This is a genomic window from Roseococcus suduntuyensis, from assembly GCF_014196305.1.
Taxonomy (GTDB): domain Bacteria; phylum Pseudomonadota; class Alphaproteobacteria; order Acetobacterales; family Acetobacteraceae; genus Roseococcus; species Roseococcus suduntuyensis.
In genome coordinates, this window is the sequence record NZ_JACIDJ010000003.1 from 293230 (window position 1) to 310752 (window position 17523).

Sequence of the window (17523 nt, forward strand, 5' to 3'; positions counted from 1 at the left end):
GCTTCGCCACGACAAAACGTGCCGCCTCGCCTCATCCAGGCCGAGAGGCGGTCTTGGACAAGGATGACGCAGATGGCCAACCAGGCTGACATGAAGAAGGCGATGACCACCGCCGCCCAGACCGGCGCCGACCAGGCGAAGAAGATGATGGAAGACGGCGCCACCCAGGCCCGCGCCACCGTCGAGAAGAGCATGGAAGCCGCCCACAAGGCGACCGCCGACATGATGAAGGTGGCCGAGGACGCGGTGGAATTCAGCCGCGGCAACCTCGAAGCCATCACCAAGGCCTCGCAGGCCTATGTGACCGGCGTGCAGGACCTCTCCCGCCAGACGATGGCGATGTTCCAGACGATGTCCGAGCAGGCCATCGAGGGCATGAAGACGCTGTCTTCCGTGAAGAGCCTGAAGGAAGCCGCCGATTTCCAGGCCTCCTTCGCCAAGACCTCCATGGAGCGCGCCATGAATGACGGCGTGAAGCTGCAGGAGACCGCGCTGAAGGTCGCCGAGACCTCCATCGAGCCCATCGCCGCCCGCATGACGGTCGCGATGGAGAAGATGGGCAAGCCGCTGGCCGCCTGACGCCTTCCCTCCTCGCGAGGGCCAGCGTGACGAGGCCCCGGGTTCCGCGCAGGAGCCCGGGGCCTTTTTCGTTCCACTTCGCGCGCCGCGCGTCATTTTCTTCGACCCGCGTGCGGTGCGGAGCAGGCAAGCCCTTTTCCTGGGCGGCCGGCACCCGATATCCTCCAGCGATCATGACGCATACGGACAAGCGGCCCACCATGCAGCCCGGAACGAATTTCCTGAAGGATCGCGCCCTGGCGTGGGACAAGCTGCGCATCACCCTCTCGGACGGCGACAAGCGCGAGGGCGATGGCGGCCCGGCGACCGGCGTCGTCGTCAAGCCGCGCCCCAAGACCAAGAAGCCGGCGATGTACAAGGTGCTGATGCTGAACGACGACTACACGCCGATGGAGTTCGTCGTCCACGTCCTGGAGCGCTTCTTCCAGAAGAACCGCGACGAGGCGACACGCATCATGATGCATGTGCATCGGCGCGGCGTGGGCGTCTGCGGCGTCTATACCTATGAGGTGGCCGAGACGAAGGTCACGCAGGTCATGGACCTCGCGCGACAGAACCAGCACCCGCTCCAGTGCACGATTGAGAAAGAGTGAAACCGGAGCGCGTGTGACGCGAAAAAAATCCCCCCTTTCGGCCACACAGGCTTTACCTTTCCAGCCGGACTCTCGGTCCGGGACGGCCGCCCCAGGGCGGCACGCCGGACCACGGCGGAACGAGACCCCGGTGCTTGAGTGTGGGGCGCCTGACTTTCAGGAGCCTTTCAGCCGGGGAGGTGACTTTGGGGGAAGTGCCATCACATCACCTGTCAACGGATGGGCCGCATTTCCGCGGCCCGCCACCCTCTGGGGAGCGTACTGAACATGCTGTCCCGCAATCTCGAGCAGACGCTCCATCGGGCCCTCGGCCTCGCCAATGACCGCCGGCACGAATACGCGACACTCGAACACCTGCTCCTGGCGCTGGCCGAGGATGCCGATGCCACCACCGTGCTGCGCGCCTGCGGCGTGGACGTGGACAAGCTGAAGCGCGACCTGGGCGAGTTCCTGGACAAGGACCTGGCCGGCCTGGTCTCCGACCGTGGCGGCGACCCGAAGCCCACCGCCGGTTTCCAGCGCGTGGTGCAGCGCGCCGCCATCCATGTGCAGAGCAGCGGCCGCGACGAAGTGACCGGCGCCAATGTGCTGGTGGCCCTCTTCAGCGAGCGCGAGAGCCATGCCGTCTATTTCCTGCAGCTGCAGGACATGACGCGGCTCGATGCCGTCAACTTCATCAGCCATGGCATCGCGAAGGCGCCCGGACGCAGCCAGCCGCGCCCCGTGCAAGGCAGCGCGCAGACGCCGCCCGAGGAAGGGGCCGGCAACAATGAGCGCGAGGAGAAGCCGCGCGGGGGCAACCGCAACCAGGATGCGCTGAGCACCTATTGCGTGAACCTCAACAAGAAGGCGGGCCAGGGCAAGATCGACCCGCTGATCGGGCGCGACTCCGAGATCGAGCGCACCATCCAGATCCTGTGCCGGCGCACCAAGAACAACCCGCTCTATGTGGGTGATCCGGGCGTGGGCAAGACCGCGATCGCGGAGGGCCTGGCCAAGCGCATCGTGGAAGGCGACGTGCCCGAGGTGCTGGCCAAGTCCACCATCTACAGCCTGGACATGGGCAGCCTGCTCGCCGGCACGCGCTATCGCGGCGATTTCGAGGAGCGCCTGAAGGCGGTGGTGAGCGAGCTGGAAGCCCAGCCCGGCGCCATCCTCTTCATTGACGAGATCCACACCGTGATCGGCGCCGGCGCCACCTCCGGCGGCGCGATGGATGCGTCCAACCTGCTCAAGCCCGCGCTGGCCCAGGGCACGCTGCGCTGCATCGGCAGCACCACCTACAAGGAATACCGCGTCCATTTCGAGAAGGACCGCGCGCTGGTCCGCCGCTTCCAGAAGATCGACGTGAACGAGCCCTCGGTCGAGGACACGGTCAAGATCCTGCAGGGGCTGAAGACCAACTACGAGAAGCACCACAAGGTGAAGTACACGCCCGAAGCCATCCGCGCGGCGGTGGAGCTTTCGGCCAAGTACATCCATGACCGCAAGCTGCCCGACAAGGCGATTGACGTCATCGACGAGGTCGGCGCCTCGCGCATGCTGGTGGCCGAGACCAAGCGCAAGAAGACCGTGACGCTGAAGGATGTGGAGGAGGTGGTGGCGAAGATCGCGCGCATTCCTCCCAAGTCCGTCAGCGCCGACGACAAGGAGACGCTGCGCACCCTGGAGCGTGACCTCAAGGCGATGGTGTTCGGCCAGGACCGCGCCATCGAGGCCCTGTCCTCGGCCATCAAGCTGAGCCGCGCGGGCCTGCGCGACCCGGAGAAGCCCATCGGCAACTACCTGTTCTCCGGCCCCACGGGCGTCGGCAAGACGGAGGTGGCCAAGCAGCTTTCCAAGACGCTGGGCATCGAGCTGATCCGCTTCGACATGTCCGAATACATGGAGCGGCACAGCGTCTCCCGCCTGATCGGCGCGCCGCCCGGCTATGTGGGCTTCGACCAGGGCGGCCTGCTGACCGACGGCATCGACCAGCACCCGCATTGCGTGCTGCTGCTCGACGAGATCGAGAAGGCGCACCAGGATCTCTACAACATCCTGCTGCAGGTGATGGACCACGGGAAGCTGACCGACCACAACGGCAAGACGGTGGATTTCCGCAACGTCATCCTCATCATGACGACCAATGCGGGCGCGGCCGACATGCAGAAGCCCGCCATCGGCTTCGGCAGCCCCGTCCGCACCGGCGAGGACGAGGAGGCCGTGAAGCGCATGTTCACGCCCGAGTTCCGCAATCGCCTCGACGCCGTGATTCCCTTCGCGGGCCTCACGCAGGAGATCGTGGCGCAGGTGGTGGAGAAGTTCGTCATGCAGCTGGAGGCCCAGCTGGCCGACCGCAACGTGACGATCGAGCTTTCCTCCGCCGCCAAGGAATGGCTGGCCGAGCGTGGCTACGACCCGCTCTATGGCGCGCGGCCGCTGGCCCGCGTGATCCAGGAGCACATCAAGAAGCCGCTGGCCGAGGAACTGCTCTTCGGCAAGCTGGCCAAGGGTGGCGCGGTCAAGGTCAACCTGGTGGATGGCGCGCTCAGCTTCGACATGGCCGAGGCCCCCGTCGCCGCCCTGCCCCGCCCCGAAGGCGATGGCGAGGCGGAGAAGGAACCCGAGACGGCTGAGTGACCTTCACCAAATCCATGGACGGCGAGGCCCCGATGGGAAACCATCGGGGCCTTTCCTTTATGGAGCCAACCGCATGACCACCGACACCCGCATCGAGGATTGGGACAACTACAGCGCCGGCCTGCGCGAGCGCGGCAAGGAGTTGTCCGCCCTGCATCCGGAGCTGATGAAGGGCTTCGGCGCCCTCAGCCGCGGCGCCAGCACCACGAAGCACCTGGACGCCAAGACGCGCGAGATGATCGCGCTCGCCGTCGCCGTCACCACGCGCTGCGAGGGCTGCATTGACGCCCATGCCCGCAAGGCCCGTGCCGCGGGCGCCACCAAGGAGGAGGTGGCGGAGGCGCTGGGGGTGGCCATCGCGCTCAACGCGGGGGCCGCGCTGACCTATTCCCTGCACGTGCTGGACGCGCTGGACGGCGCGGGCGGGTGAGGCTGCTCATCCTCGGCGCCGGCGGCCACGCGCTGGTGGTGCTGGAGGCGCTGGACGCGCTGGGATGGGATGTCGCCGGGGTGCTGGATGACCGGGCCACGGCGCCCATCCTCGGCCGCCCCGTGCTGGGGCCGCTTGCGTCGCTGGGCGCCCATGGCGCCACGCGCGCCGTCGTCGCGCTGGGCGACAACGCCACGCGGCTGGAATGGGGCGAGGCGGCGCGGCAGGCGGGGCTCGCCCTGCCCGCCTTGGTGCATCCGGCGGCGCTGGTCTCGCCCAGCGCGCGCATCGGGGATGGCGCGCAGGTGATGGCGCGGGCCTCGGTCGGGCCGCTGGCGGTGATCGGCGCACTCGCCCTGGTGAACACCGCGGCCGTGGTCGAGCATGAATGCGTGGTGGAAGGGGGCGCCCATGTCGCGCCGGGCGCCGTGCTCTGCGGCGCGGTGCGCGTGGGGGTGGGCGCGCTGGTGGGCGCCGGGGCGGTGGTGGCGCCGGGGCGCCGCCTGGGGGCTGGTGCCGTGGCCGGCGCGGGGGCGGCGGTGGTGCGCGACGTGGCGGCGGGCGCGGTGGTGGCCGGGGTGCCGGCCAGGCCGCTCGGCGTCTGATCGTCTTCGGTCACGTCACCGAAGGCGTGAAGCCGTCGCCCTACAGGATCTGGCTGAGGAACATCCGCGTCCGGTCATAGCGCGGGTTGGCGAAGAATTCCTCGGGCGGCGCCTGCTCCACCACCTCGCCCTGGTCCATGAAGACCACACGGTCGGCCACCTGGCGGGCGAAGCCCATCTCATGCGTCACCACCACCATGGTCATGCCCGTGTTGGCGAGTTCCACCATCACGTCCAGCACCTCCTTGATCATCTCGGGGTCGAGGGCGGAGGTGGGTTCGTCGAACAGCATGATGCGGGGCTGCATGCACAGCGCGCGCGCGATGGCGACGCGCTGCTGCTGCCCGCCCGAGAGCTGCAGCGGGTATTTCAGCGCCTGCTCCGGGATGCGCACGCGCTCCAGGTGCGACATGGCGATGCGCTTGGCCTCCGCCTCGGGCATCTGCTTCACCCAGGTCAGCGCGAAGGTGCAGTTCTCCAGCACGGTCATGTGCGGGAAGAGGTTGAAGGACTGGAACACCATCCCCGTCTCGCGGCGGATGGCCTCGTCGTCGCGCGCCCCCCCGCCGAAGGCCCGGCCATGGATGCGGATGTCGCCGCGCTGGTGGCGCTCCAGCTGGTTCACGCAGCGGATCATGGTGGACTTGCCGGAGCCCGAGGGGCCGCAGACCACCACGCGCTCCCGCTCGGCGATGGAGAGATTGATCTCCTTCAGCGCCTGGAAGCCGCCATACCATTTGCTGACGCCGACGAGTTCGATGGCGGGCGTGGTCATCGGCGCTGCCCCCCGCCCAGCCGGCGTTCCAGGTTCATGCTGTATTGCGACATGGCGAAGCAGAACACGAAGTAGATCATCGTGATGAAGAAGAAGGGCTCGATGAACAGGCCCAGCCAGCGCGTGTCCTCGCCCACCGCGCGCGCCATGCTCAGCATGTCGAAGAGGCCGATGATGGACACCAGCGTGGTGTCCTTGAACAGCCCGATGAAGTTCCCGACGATGGCCGGGATCATGATGCGCAGCGCCTGCGGCAGGATGATGAGCGTGGTGGACTGCCAGTAGCCCAGCCCCATGGCGGCCGCGGCCTCGTATTGGCCCTTGGGGATGGCCTGCAGCCCGCCGCGCACGATCTCGGCCATGTAGGCGGCGGCGAAGAGGCAGACGGCCACGATGGCGCGCAGCAACCGGTCCACCTCCACCCCCACCGGCAGGAAGAGCGGCAGCATGGTGTTGAACATGAACAGGATGGTGATGAGCGGCACCGAGCGGAACAGCTCGATGAAGGCGACGCAGAAGCCACGGATCAGCGGCATGGAGGAACGCCGCCCCAGCGCCAGCAGCACCCCCGCCGGCAGCGAGAAGGTGATGCCGATGCCCGAGATCACCATGGTGAGGAACAGGCCGCCCCAGAGCCGCGTCGGCACCGCCACCAGTTGCCAGCGCGAGACGATGAGCAGGGCCGTGACGAACAGCGCCGCCCAGGCCAGCTGCCGCACCAGGCGCGCACGCTCGGGGACGGGATCGGGGCCGGCCAGGGTGTGGACCAGCAGGGGAATGAAGCCCTGGCCCGTCCGCATCTCGCTGATCGCGGTCAGCCAGACCCAGAAGAAGGTGGCGAGGCTGCCCGCCACCAGCACCATCCAGATCCAGCCCTTCTCCCCGCCCAGAAACAGGTAGGAGACGAGGAAGGGATAGACCAGCACCGCCGTCAGCCCGATGGCCACCTTGGACTTCACCCGCGGCAGGAACAGCGGCAGCGCCCACAGCACCAGGATCAAGGCACCGAGGTCAATGCGCCACACCTGGTCCTTGGGGTAGAGGCCGTAGATCAGGTTGGGCAGCCAGGCGATGACGCCCGGCCAGCAGGCGCCCGAGCGCCCCACCGCGTCCAGACAGGCGCGGCGGTTGGGCGCGTCCCACACCGCATTGATCAGCGCCCAGGAGATGATGGCCTCCAGGAAGACGTAGAGGATGTAGGCGCCCAGCAGCGTCAGGATGGCGTTCGGCACCGAGGAGAAAAGGTTGGCGCGCAGCCAGCCCATCACCCCCACCGTGCTGGGCGGCGGCGGCGCCGAGGGGCGCGGCGTGAAGACGAGCGGCGGCGCGGGCGTGTGGTCAGGGGCCATGGCTCAACGCTCCGTCAGCTGCATGCGGCGGTTGTAGAGGTTGAGCAGGCCCGACACGGCAAGGCTCACCACGCAGTAGAAGGCCATGGTCATCGCCACGATCGGGATGGCTCGGCCCGACTGGTTGAGCGAGGTGTTCATCCACACGCTCACCAGGTCGGGGAAGCCGATGGCGATGGCCAGTGACGAGTTCTTCGTCAGGTTCAGGTACTGGCTGATGAGCGGCGGGATGATCACGCGCATGGCCTGCGGCAGGATGATGAAGCGCATGGTGCGCGACGGCTTCACGCCCAGCGCGCGCGCCGCTTCCGTCTGGCCGTGGGCCACCGACTGGATGCCCGCGCGCACGATCTCCGCGATGAAGCAGGAGGTGTAGATGGAGAGCGCGACCACCAGCGCGCAGAAGGCCGGCGGCACGCTGAGGCCGCCCACGAAGTTGAAGCCGCGCAGCGCGGGCCAGTCCCAGGCGAGCGGCGCGCCGGACGCGTAGAACACCGCGAGGGGGAGCAGGATGATGAGCGCGGTGGCCGCCGTGCCGCCCGGGAAGATGCGCCCCGTGGCGCGGCGGCGGCGGTTGGACCACATGACGATCCCGACCGCGCCCAGCACCGCGACCAGCAGCGCGGCCAGCGTCCAGCCGAAGCCCTCCTGCGGCACCGGGCCCGGCATGTAGAAGCCGCGGTTGTTCAGGAAGAAGAGGCCGCCCCAGTCGATGCTCTCGCGCGGGCGGGGCAGCAGGTTGAAGACGCCGAAATACCACGCGATGATCTGCAGCAGCAGCGGCGTGTTGCGCAGCACCTCGATGTACCAGCGCGCCAGCGTCCCGATCAGCCAGTTGGTGGACAACCGCGCCAGCCCCACGATGAGGCCGATGATGGTGGCGAAGACGATGCCGATGACGGCCACCAGCAGCGTGTTCGCGATGCCCACCTGGAAGACGCGCAGATAGCTGTCGCCCTCGCGATACGGGATCAGCGTGAAGGCGATGTTGAACCCGGCGGACACATCCAGGAAGTCGAACCCCGCGGACATGTTCCGCTGGGACATGTTCGTGATGGTGTTCGAGACGAGGTAGTAGAGCAGCCCCGTGACCGCCACGAACACCGCGGCCTGGTAGAAGAAGGCCCGCACGCCGGCATCATTGAGGAAGGAAGGGCGCGGCGGCGCCGTGCTGGTGCTGCTGGACATGCGGGACCTGTTCCGGAAATGGGGGGGCCGCGCCCGGCGCGCGGCCCCGTTTCAGCGCTGCGGCGTCGGGATCACCGGAACGGCATGGCGTACATCAGCCCGCCATTGGTCCAGAGCGCGTTGAGCGAGTTCGCGCGGGGAATGCCCACGGGCGTGTTGGCGCCCACATGGCGCTCATACGCCTCGCCGTAATTGCCGATGTGGCGGATGACGCGGACCATGAAGTCGGCCGGCAGGCCCATGCCCTGCCCCACATTGCCCTCGGTGCCGAGCAGGCGACGGATGCCGGGGTTGGTGGAGCGCTGCATCTCGGCCAGGTTGCCCTGGTTCACGCCCATCTCCTCCGCCTCGATCATCCCGTAGAGGACCCAGCGGACGATATCGCCCCAGTTCTGGTCACCATGGCGCACCACGGGGCCGAGCGGCTCCTTCGAGATGGTCTCGGGCAGGATGATGTGGTCGTTCGGGCTCGGGAAGGCGGCGCGGCGCGAGGCCAGGCCAGACTTGTCATTGGTGTAGGCATCGCAGCCGCCACCCAGATAGGTCTCGACCAGCACGTTGACGTTCTCGTTCGTCACCGCGCGGAAGGTCATGTTGTTGGCGCGGAAATAGTCGGCGAGGTTCAGCTCGGTCGTCGTGCCGGTCAGCACGCAGACCGTGGCGCCGTCGAGTTGGCGGGCCGAGGTGATGTTGGACGCGCGCGGCACCAGGAAGCCCTGGCCGTCATAGAAGTTCACGCCGGCGAATTCGAGGCCGAGCTGCGTGTCGCGCACCGCCGTCCAGGTGGTGGTGCGGGAGAGCATGTCGCTCTCGCCATTGGCCAGCGAGGTGAAGCGCACGGCCGAGGTCACCGACTGGTACTGCACGCGGTTGGGGTCGTCGAAGATGGCCGCGGCGACGGCGCGGCACATGTCCACATCGAGACCGGACCAGGTGCCGTTGGCGGCCAGCGCGTAGAAGCCCGGTGTGGGCAGGCCCACCTGGCAGTTCAGGCTGCCGCGGGTGCGGACCTGCTGCAGCGTCGCTTGGGCATAGGCGGCGGTGCTGACCGTCACCATCGCCGCGGCGGCGGCGAGGAGGGTGAGTCCCAGTTTCATTTTGGTGTACTCCCAGACGTTGAAGGCAGCCTCATGCGCCGAGGGCACATGCGGCCGTCTGCGCGGGGGAAGCATGACGGTTGTCACCATCCCGGTTCAACCGGATCGTGACGCTGCCGTGCATTTCCCAACCTCGCATGCCGGAACGGTACGTGACGGCAAGGGGGCGTGCCACGCGCGTCTTGCCTGGCGCGCAGGCGAATCTGGGGCGCTGGACAAGGGCATGCCGATGATCTGGTCAAAGGTCCGCATCCGCGCCGGAAAAGCGTGCAGATGCGCGATGTCACATGGCGTCAGCAGGCAAGGTGAACCGGTGGGGCTTGCGCCGGAATCGGCGCGCCCTGCCCGCCCCCGGCCAGTCAGGCGGGCACGAATCCAGCACCAGCCTGGAAGCCGCAGCGGTCATGTCTTGCGGTTGTCTTGTCGCGAGGGTCAATTCCCTGGCGATGGCGCGGCCATGACCGCGCCATCGCTTTGGTTACTCGCGTGGATGCTGGTGGGCTGGCCCCGGCAGGCCGGCACCTGGCTTCAGCCGCGCAGGTGGCAGGACACCCAGTGGCCGGGCGTGGACTCGCGCAGTTCCGGCACCGTGTCGGCGCAGGGCGAGGGCTTCTTGGCAATCGGGCAGCGCGTGTGGAAATGGCAGCCCGAAGGGGGGCGCAGCGGGTTCGGCACGTCCCCCTGCAACATGATGCGCTTGCGCTTCACGGTCGGGTCCGGGATGGGCACGGCCGAAAGCAGCGCCTCGGTGTAGGGATGCAGCGGGTTGGTGTAGAGGTCCCGCGCCGAGGCGATCTCGACGATGCGGCCCAGATACATCACCGCCACGCGGTCGGAGGTGTGCTCCACCACGCTCAGGTCATGGGCGATGAAGAGGTAGGTGAGGCCCAGCTTCTCCTGCAGATCCTCCAGCAGGTTCACCACCTGCGCCTGGATGGACACGTCCAGCGCCGAGACGGGCTCATCGCAGACCACGAGCTTGGGCGAGACCGCCAGCGCGCGCGCGATGCCGATGCGCTGGCGCTGCCCGCCCGAGAATTCATGCGGGAAGCGGCGCATCTGGTCGGCCTTGAGGCCCACCGTCTCCATCAGCTCCACCACCCGGTCCTCGCGCTCGCGCGCGGACTTGGCGAGGCCATGGATGACCAGTGCCTCGCCGATGATGGAGCCCACCGTCATGCGCGGGTTCAGGCTGGCGAAGGGGTCCTGGAAGATGATCTGCATGTCCCGGCGCAGGCTGCCGAGCTGCTCATTGTCGAGCGCGGTCACGTCCTGGCCCTGGAACCAGACCTGGCCGGAGGTGGGCTCGATCAGGCGCAGGATCAGGCGGCCGGTGGTGGACTTGCCGCAACCGCTCTCGCCCACCAGACCCAGTGTCTCGCCGGGGTTGAGGGTGAAGCTGACATCGCTGACCGCGTGCACATGGTCCACAGTGCGGCGCAGCAGACCGCCCTTCACCGGGAACTTCTTCACCAGGTTCTGGACGCGCAGGAGGGGTTCGGTCATGGGCGCGGAGGAATCCATCAGAGAATGCACGCCGCCTTGTGCCCCGGCGCCTTCTCGACCAGCGGCGGTTCGGCGGCGAGGCAGGCCTCGGTCACGTAGCGGCAGCGCGCGGCGAAGCGGCAGCCCTTGGGCGGGTTCAGCAGGGAGGGCACGGTGCCGGGAATGGCTTCCAGCCGCGTGTGGGTCGTGGCGGCGAGGTCAATGCGCGGGATCGAGCGGATCAGCCCCTGGGTGTAGGGGTGGCGGGGGTTGGCGAAGAGGTCCTCGACCGTCGCCTCCTCCACCACCTTGCCCGCATACATCACGACCACGCGCTGCGCCGTCTCGGCCACCACCCCCATGGCGTGGGTGATGAGCATGACGGCCATGCCCAGGCGTTCCTTCATCTCGGTCAGCAGTTCGAGAATCTGGGCCTGGATGGTGACGTCGAGCGCGGTGGTCGGCTCGTCCGCGATCAGCAGCTTCGGATTGCAGGAGAGCGCCATGGCGATCATGACGCGCTGGCGCATGCCGCCCGAGAACTGGTGCGGGTAGTCGTGCACGCGCCGCTGCGGGCTCGGGATGTTGACCAGCCGCAGCATGTCCGCCGCGCGCTCATAGGCCGCCTTCTTCGACAGGCCCTCATGGTGGCGCACCGTCTCGGCGATCTGCTGCCCCACGGTGTAGACGGGGTTGAGCGAGGTCATCGGCTCCTGGAAGACGATGCCGATCTGCTTGGAGCGGATGGCGCGCATCTGCGCCGGCGACATGGGGACGATGTCGCGCCCCTCGAACATGATGCTGCCGGCCACGATCTTGCCGGGCGGCATCGCGATGAGCTTCAGCACCGTCATGGCGGTCACGGTCTTGCCGCAGCCGCTCTCGCCCACCACGCAGACCGTCTCGCCACGGTCCACGCCGATGTCCACGCCGTCCACGGCGCGCACCATGCCGTCATCGGTGCGGAAATGCACCTTGAGGCCGCTGATCTCCAGCAGGCGCTGGCCCACCGCCGCGGGGACGGGGCGCGCTTGGGTCGTGCTCGCGCTCATTTCACGCGCCTCGGGTCGAGGGCGTCGCGCAATCCATCGCCCACGAAGTTGATGCTGAGCACCGTGAGGAAGATGGCGAGGCCGGGAAACAGCGCCCAATGCGGCGCGAAGTCGAGATTGTCCTTGGCATCGAACAAGAGGCGCCCCCAGGTCGGGATGTCGGGCGGGAAACCCAGGCCCAGGAAGGAGAGCGTGCTCTCCGCGATGATGGCGGCCGCCACGTCGATGGTGGCGGCGACGATGACGGGGCCGAGCGCGTTGGGCAGGATGTGCTTCCACACCAGCCGGAAGCGCGAGGCGCCGAGCGCGCGGGCGGCCTCCACGAACTCCTTCTCGCGGAGTGAGAAGAACTGCGCGCGGACGAGGCGCGCCACCTGCATCCAGTTGAACAGGCCGATGATGGTGACGATGAGGATGAAGACGCCCATCTCCGGCCCCACCACGCCCGTCAGCGCGTCGCGGAACAGATAGATGATGAGCAGCAGCAGCGGCAGCTGCGGCAGGGAGAGGAACAGGTCCGTCACCCACATCAGCGCGGCGTCGGTCTTGCCGCCCGCCATGCCGGCGAGCGAGCCCACCAGCACGCCCACGAAGACCGCCACGAACATCGCGGCGAAGCCCACCGCGAGCGAGATGCGCCCGCCATAGAGGATGCGCGCCAGCAGGTCCTGCCCGAGGTCATCGGTGCCGAGCGGATGGTCCCAGGAGGGGCCTTGCAGCCGCACCGAGAAATCAATGCCGTCGATCGGCACCCGGTAGAACAGGGGGCCGACGAGCACCGCCACGATCATCGTGATCAGGATGCCCGAGCACACCACCGCCAGCCGGTGCTTGCGGAAGCGCCGCCATGCATCCTGCCAGGGTGAGATGGGAGGCCGCCGGGCCTCGGGCGTCACGAGGACACCCGGGGCGCCCCCGGCGCTAACGGTAGCTGATACGGGGGTCGAGCCAGCCATAAATGATGTCCGCAAGCAGGTTGAAGAAGATGACGAGGCAGGCGAAGACGAAGGTGACCGCCATGATCACCGGCGTGTCATTCGCCAGGATCGCGGTGATCAGCAGCGAACCGATGCCCGGCACGCGGAAGATCTGCTCCGTCACGATGGCGCCGCCGAAGACGATGGGCATTTGCAGCGCCACCAGCGTCACCACGGGAATGAGCGCGTTGCGGACGACGTGGCGGATGGTCACGCGGCTCTCGGGCAGGCCCTTGGCGCGCGCCGTGGTCACGTGGTCCAGACGGATCACGTCCAGCACGGCCGAGCGGACGAAGCGCGTCCAGGCCGCGCCCTGGAACAGCCCCAGCACCAGCACCGGCATGATGGACTGCCGGATGTGCTCCCACCACCACTGCCAGCCCGTGGCGGTGATGTTGGTGTTGTAGACGAAGGGCAGCCAGCCGAGCCAGATCGAGAAGAACATGATGAACAACAGGCCGGTGAAGAAGGTGGGCAGCGAGAAGCCCACGAAGGCCAAGGTGTTCACCACCTGGTCGAAGATGGAATAGGGCCGGGTCGCGGCCAGCACGCCCACCGGCAGCGCGATGGCGAGTGCCAGGATCTGCGAGCTGCCGATCACGATCAGCGTTGTGGGCAGGCGCTGCAGGATCAGCTGGTCCACATTGATGCGGCTGACGAAGGAGAAGCCCCACTCGCCCTGCAGCATGGCGAACAGCCAGCGGAAGTAGCGGATGTAGATGGGGTCATCCATGCCGAGCGAGGCGCGCAGTTGCAGGCGCACCTCGGGCGGGATGGCGGGATTCGTCGCCAGCTCCTCGAAGGGATCTCCGGGAGCGAGCGCGAGCACGGTGAAGAGGATGACGCTGATCCCGAGCAAGCTCGGGATCGCGATCATCAAACGACGGATCAGGTATTGGGTCACTTGGGGAAATCAGCCCTCGCGGAACCAGTCGGAGAGCAGCCAGTGGGTGTTGTCCCACGCGCTCAGCACCGGGCGCAGGTTCCGCAGGCTGGCCGAGACCAGCGGGCGCTTCACCAGCGGGATGATGTGGTTGCTGCCCACGATCAGGTCGTTCAGGCGGATGAACATCTCGGCCCGCTTCACCGGGTCCAGCTCGTTCTCGGCCTGGCGGAAGATGTTGTCGTATTCCTCGTTCCGCCAGCGGACGATGTTGCGGCCCTGCCAATTGTTGGCACGCTGCGACACTTCCCACGACACGTACTGGTTCATGAACCGCTGCGGGTCCGCCTGCGGCATGGTGGTCGTGTACATCTGCATGTCGGCGTAGAACTTCGGGAAGGTGTCCGGGTTCGCCACATCGGCCGAGAAGAACACCGAGGCCGTGACCGACTTCAGATCGAGGTTGATGCCCGCACGCTGCGCCGCCTGGCGGTAGATCGCCTGGGTGCGCTGGCGCGGCGCGTTGACCGAGGTCTGGTACACGAAGGACAGGCGCACGCCGTCCTTGGCGCGCACGCCGTCGCGGCCGCGCACCCAGCCCGCCGCGTCTAGGATCTCGTTCGCGCGCTGCACGTTGAACTCGTGGCGCAGGTTGGTCGAGTTGAAGCGCGGCGGGTTGTTCAGGAAGTTGGCCGTGGCCGGGCCGCCGCGGCCATAGATGAACTGCTGCAGCGCGTTGCGGTCGATCAGTAGGGCCATCGCCTGGCGCACCGCGGGGTCGCGGAAGGCCGGGTGCTGGGTGCTGATGTGCGAACGCTCGCCATCCACCTCGCGGTTCGGGTCGGTGACGTTGAGCTGCACGAACTCGATGTTGCCGCCATCCACGATGTTCACGCGGCCGCGGTTGGCCGCCTCCAGGCGAACCAGCAGCTCATCCTCGACCTGCAGGTTCCAGGCGTAGTCGAAGTCGCCGGTCTGCAGCACGGCGCGCGCGGCGGAGACCGCATCACCCCCGCCCTTCACCTCGATCGTGTCGAAGTAGGGGCGGTTCTCGCCGTGATAGGTCGGGTTCAGCGCACCGATCAGGTTGTCGCCGGGCGCGAAGCTCACGAAGCGATAGGGACCGGTGCCCACGGGGCGCAGGTTGGTGGGGGCGTCACGCGCGGTGGCGCCCACGAACCCGCTGAAGAGGTGCTGCGGGATGATGCAGCCGGCCGAGGCCACGAAGGCATCCGCCCAGAACGGCGTCGGCCGCTCGAACTCAACGCGCACCGTGTGGCTGTCCACCTTCACCACGTTCACGTCGCGGTAGCTGCCGCTGGTGGTGGTGGCATTGGCCGGGTTGCGGGCATATTCCCAGGTGAAGACGACGTCGTCGGCCGTGAAGTCCTGGCCATCATGCCACTTTACGCCGCGCTTCAGCTTCCAGGTGACGGCCCGGCCGTCCTCGCGCAGCCCGCCATTCTCGATGGAGGGGATCTCGGCGGCCAGGATGGGCACCAGCGTGCCGTCCGTGGCCCAGCCGGCCAGCGGCTCGTAGAAGACGCGGCTCGACTCCTGGTTGGTGGTGCCCACCGCGAAATGCGGGTTCAGCAGGGTGGAGGCCTGCCAGTAGAGGATGCGAAGCGCCCCGCCGCCGCCGCGCCGCGTGGGGGTATAGGCCGGGATGGAGCCCGCCTGCGCCTGGGCCGAGCCGGCACCCGCGATGGCCAGCAGCTGCGTCGCCATCGGCGCCGTCATGCCGAGCGCCACCATGCGCGTGACGAAACCACGGCGCGACAGCGAACCACGCTTCACGCGCCCGATCATCTGGCGCAGATCATCTTCTCTCATTTAACTCTCCCAGATCACAGCCTTGCCCACGCCGCCGGTTTCTCGCCGGTCGGTAGGGTCGCCTCTTCCTGCGCCAAGGCTATAGCACCGCCCACGGCGCGCACCACCCTTTTGTGAAGACCGTGTGATGGCGCGCGACGCCCCGCCTGCACAGAGGCTGGGCGCCACATGCCGCACGCCGAGGCAGGCGCGCGTCAGGCCACGCGGTGCCAGTCGCGCAGCAACCAGAGGGTATTTTCCCACCCGCTCAGCACCGGCCGCAGGTTCTTCAGATGGCCATTCACCAGGCGTTGATTCATCAGTGGGATGATGTGGTTGCTGCCCACCACCAGGTCATTCATGCGGATGAACATCGCCGCGCGCCGCACCGGGTCGAGTTCGCCTTCGGCCGCGCGGAACAGCGCGTCGTATTCGTCGCTGTGCCAGCGCGTGATGTTGCGGCCCTGCCACCGATTCTCCCGCGTGGACAGCTCCCACGACGTGAACTGATTCATGAAGAGCTGCGGGTCCGCCTGCGGCATGGTGGTGTTGTACATCTGGATGTCGGCGAAGAACTTCGTGTAGGTGTCCGGATTGCCGACATCGGCCGAGAAGAACACCGACCCCACGACCGACTTCAGCTCGATATCAATGCCCGCGCGCAGCGCCGCCTGCTTCACGATGGCCTGGGTGCGCTGGCGCGGCGCGCTGACCGAGGTCTGGAACACGAAGCGCAGCCGCACGCCATCCTTGGCGCGGATGCCGTCGCGCCCGCGCACCCAGCCCGCCGCGTCCAGCACCTCGTTCGCCTTCTCGATGCTGAACTCCGGACGCGTGTTGGGCGAGGCGAAGCGCGGCGGCTGGTTCAGGAAATTCCCGGTGGCGACCCCGCCGCGGCCATAGATGAAGCGCTGCACGGAATCGCGGTCCACCAGCAATGCGATGGCCTGGCGCACGGCCGGGTCGCGGAAGGCGGGGTGCTGGGTGGAGGCATGGGCGCGTTCGCCATTCACCTCGACATTGGGGTCGGTGCGGTTGAGCTGGATGTGCTCGATGCCGCCGGTGGGCAGGTAGCTGACCACGCCGCGGCCCGCGGATTCCAGCCGGCGCAGCAGGTCATCCTCCACGCGCAGGCTCCAGGCGAAGTCGAAATCGCCGGTCTGCAGCACGGCCCGCGCGGCCGACGCCGCATCGCCCCCGCCCTTGATCTCCAGCGTGTCGAAGAAGGGGCGGTTCTCGGCGTGGTAGGTCGGGTTCAGCTCGCCCCGCAACGTGTCGCCGGGGGTGAAGCTCACGAAGCGGTAGGCGCCCGTGCCCACGGGGCGGAGGTTGGTCGGCGCGTCGCGCGAATTGGCGCCCACGAAATCCTGGAACTTGTGCTTCGGGATCAGCATCCCGCGCGAGGCCACGAAGGTGTCGGCCCAGAAGGGCGTGGGGCGCTCGAACTCCACGCGCACCGTGTGGTCATCCACCTTCACCACGTTCACGCCGCGATAGCTGCCCGAGGTGACGCCGGCGGTCGCGGGGTGGCGGCCATATTCCCAGTTGAACACCACGTCATCGGCCGAGAAATCCTGGCCGTCATGCCACTTCACGCCGCGCTTCAGCTTCCAGGTGACGGAGCGCCCATCCTCCGCCAGCCCGCCATTGTCCACGGAGGGGATCTCGGCCGCCAGGATGGGGTGCAGCGTGCCATCCGCGGCCCAGCCGGCCAGCGGCTCGTAGAAGACGCGCGCCGCGTCCTGGTTGGTGGTGCCGACGGCGAAATGCGGGTTCAGCAGCGTCTGCGCCTGCCAGTAGAGCACACGCAGCGGCCCGCCCCCGCCGCGGCGCGTGCCGGGATAGGGCGGCACGGCCTCGGGCGCGGTCTGGGCCGAGACGCCCGAGATGGCGAGAAGCTGCGTCGCCATCGGCGCGGTGAAGCCCACCGCCGCCATGCGCCGGACAAAGCCCCGGCGCGAGAGGGTGCCGCGCTTCACCCGGCCGATCAGTTCGCGCAGACCGTTTTCGTCCATGCCCGCCTCTCCCGAGATGTGTCTCCCGGGAAAGGCTAACGCATCGCGTCAGGCAGGAACC

At 67.9% G+C, this 17523-nt stretch carries 15 protein-coding genes; 5 read left to right on the plus strand and 10 right to left on the minus strand.

Translation table 11 applies throughout. The features are described 5' to 3' along the window. Window positions 1-72 precede the first annotated feature (72 nt). The 5 genes from GGQ83_RS11500 to GGQ83_RS11520 all read left to right on the plus strand — a co-directional run bounded on the left by GGQ83_RS11500 (window position 73) and on the right by GGQ83_RS11520 (window position 4829). A complete protein-coding gene (locus GGQ83_RS11500) occupies window positions 73-579 on the plus strand; it encodes a phasin family protein (protein ID WP_223880739.1) in 507 nt (168 codons plus the stop codon). Between the two features lie 173 nt (window positions 580-752). After that, window positions 753-1172: an ATP-dependent Clp protease adapter ClpS gene (gene clpS, locus GGQ83_RS11505; protein ID WP_375781519.1), complete on the plus strand. Its 420-nt coding sequence runs from the start codon at window positions 753-755 to the stop codon at window positions 1170-1172. A 267-nt stretch (window positions 1173-1439) separates the two neighbouring features. Beyond that, on the plus strand, window positions 1440-3794 hold the full coding sequence (gene clpA, locus GGQ83_RS11510) for an ATP-dependent Clp protease ATP-binding subunit ClpA (RefSeq protein ID WP_184384061.1): 2355 nt from the start codon (window positions 1440-1442) through the stop codon (window positions 3792-3794). Window positions 3795-3885: 91 nt separating this feature from the next. After that, window positions 3886-4224, plus strand: a complete 339-nt coding sequence (locus GGQ83_RS11515) for a carboxymuconolactone decarboxylase family protein (RefSeq protein ID WP_207018170.1) — start codon at window positions 3886-3888, stop codon at window positions 4222-4224. Continuing rightward, window positions 4221-4829, plus strand: coding sequence for a NeuD/PglB/VioB family sugar acetyltransferase (locus tag GGQ83_RS11520; RefSeq protein ID WP_184384065.1), 609 nt, complete (start codon window positions 4221-4223; stop codon window positions 4827-4829). Before GGQ83_RS11515 ends, GGQ83_RS11520 begins: the two co-directional genes overlap by 4 nt. A 40-nt stretch (window positions 4830-4869) precedes the next feature. On the opposite strand, the gene GGQ83_RS11525 is transcribed toward GGQ83_RS11520, so the two are convergent. The 10 genes from GGQ83_RS11525 to GGQ83_RS11570 all read right to left on the minus strand — a co-directional run bounded on the left by GGQ83_RS11525 (window position 4870) and on the right by GGQ83_RS11570 (window position 17462). Then, window positions 4870-5604 (minus strand): amino acid ABC transporter ATP-binding protein, encoded by a 735-nt coding sequence (locus tag GGQ83_RS11525; protein WP_184384067.1) that lies wholly within the window; start codon window positions 5602-5604, stop codon window positions 4870-4872. Continuing rightward, window positions 5601-6953 (minus strand): amino acid ABC transporter permease, encoded by a 1353-nt coding sequence (locus GGQ83_RS11530; RefSeq protein ID WP_184384069.1) that lies wholly within the window; start codon window positions 6951-6953, stop codon window positions 5601-5603. The genes GGQ83_RS11525 and GGQ83_RS11530 overlap by 4 nt, the downstream gene beginning before the upstream one ends. A 3-nt stretch (window positions 6954-6956) precedes the next feature. Then, on the minus strand, window positions 6957-8141 hold the full coding sequence (locus GGQ83_RS11535; protein ID WP_184384072.1) for an amino acid ABC transporter permease: 1185 nt from the start codon (window positions 8139-8141) through the stop codon (window positions 6957-6959). Between the two features lie 71 nt (window positions 8142-8212). After that, complete coding sequence (locus GGQ83_RS11540; protein WP_184384073.1) at window positions 8213-9238, minus strand: amino acid ABC transporter substrate-binding protein; 1026 nt, start codon at window positions 9236-9238, stop codon at window positions 8213-8215. Window positions 9239-9766: 528 nt separating this feature from the next. Next, a complete protein-coding gene (locus tag GGQ83_RS11545; protein ID WP_184384075.1) occupies window positions 9767-10744 on the minus strand; it encodes an ABC transporter ATP-binding protein in 978 nt (325 codons plus the stop codon). Window positions 10745-10761: 17 nt separating this feature from the next. Continuing rightward, a complete protein-coding gene (locus tag GGQ83_RS11550) occupies window positions 10762-11775 on the minus strand; it encodes an ABC transporter ATP-binding protein (RefSeq protein WP_184384077.1) in 1014 nt (337 codons plus the stop codon). Beyond that, window positions 11772-12671 carry an ABC transporter permease gene (locus GGQ83_RS11555; RefSeq protein ID WP_311727938.1) on the minus strand — a complete coding sequence of 300 codons (900 nt, stop codon included), beginning with the start codon at window positions 12669-12671 and terminating at the stop codon, window positions 11772-11774. The genes GGQ83_RS11550 and GGQ83_RS11555 overlap by 4 nt, the downstream gene beginning before the upstream one ends. A gap of 25 nt (window positions 12672-12696) precedes the next feature. Beyond that, complete coding sequence (locus tag GGQ83_RS11560; protein WP_184384081.1) at window positions 12697-13656, minus strand: ABC transporter permease; 960 nt, start codon at window positions 13654-13656, stop codon at window positions 12697-12699. Window positions 13657-13665: 9 nt separating this feature from the next. Further along, window positions 13666-15468: a peptide ABC transporter substrate-binding protein gene (locus tag GGQ83_RS11565; RefSeq protein WP_184384083.1), complete on the minus strand. Its 1803-nt coding sequence runs from the start codon at window positions 15466-15468 to the stop codon at window positions 13666-13668. Window positions 15469-15662: 194 nt separating this feature from the next. Next, window positions 15663-17462, minus strand: coding sequence for a peptide ABC transporter substrate-binding protein (locus tag GGQ83_RS11570; RefSeq protein ID WP_184384085.1), 1800 nt, complete (start codon window positions 17460-17462; stop codon window positions 15663-15665). Between the last annotated feature and the right edge of the window lie 61 nt (window positions 17463-17523).

Coding starts and splice junctions, on each gene's coding strand:
- GGQ83_RS11500 (WP_223880739.1), top strand. CDS start 73: ATGGCCAACCAGGCTGACATGAAGAAGGCGATGACCACCGCCGCCCAG.
- clpS (WP_375781519.1), top strand. CDS start 753: ATGACGCATACGGACAAGCGGCCCACCATGCAGCCCGGAACGAATTTC.
- clpA (WP_184384061.1), top strand. CDS start 1,440: ATGCTGTCCCGCAATCTCGAGCAGACGCTCCATCGGGCCCTCGGCCTC.
- GGQ83_RS11525 (WP_184384067.1), bottom strand. CDS start 5,604: ATGACCACGCCCGCCATCGAACTCGTCGGCGTCAGCAAATGGTATGGC.
- GGQ83_RS11530 (WP_184384069.1), bottom strand. CDS start 6,953: ATGGCCCCTGACCACACGCCCGCGCCGCCGCTCGTCTTCACGCCGCGC.
- GGQ83_RS11535 (WP_184384072.1), bottom strand. CDS start 8,141: ATGTCCAGCAGCACCAGCACGGCGCCGCCGCGCCCTTCCTTCCTCAAT.
- GGQ83_RS11540 (WP_184384073.1), bottom strand. CDS start 9,238: ATGAAACTGGGACTCACCCTCCTCGCCGCCGCCGCGGCGATGGTGACG.
- GGQ83_RS11545 (WP_184384075.1), bottom strand. CDS start 10,744: ATGACCGAACCCCTCCTGCGCGTCCAGAACCTGGTGAAGAAGTTCCCG.
- GGQ83_RS11550 (WP_184384077.1), bottom strand. CDS start 11,775: ATGAGCGCGAGCACGACCCAAGCGCGCCCCGTCCCCGCGGCGGTGGGC.
- GGQ83_RS11565 (WP_184384083.1), bottom strand. CDS start 15,468: ATGAGAGAAGATGATCTGCGCCAGATGATCGGGCGCGTGAAGCGTGGT.
- GGQ83_RS11570 (WP_184384085.1), bottom strand. CDS start 17,462: ATGGACGAAAACGGTCTGCGCGAACTGATCGGCCGGGTGAAGCGCGGC.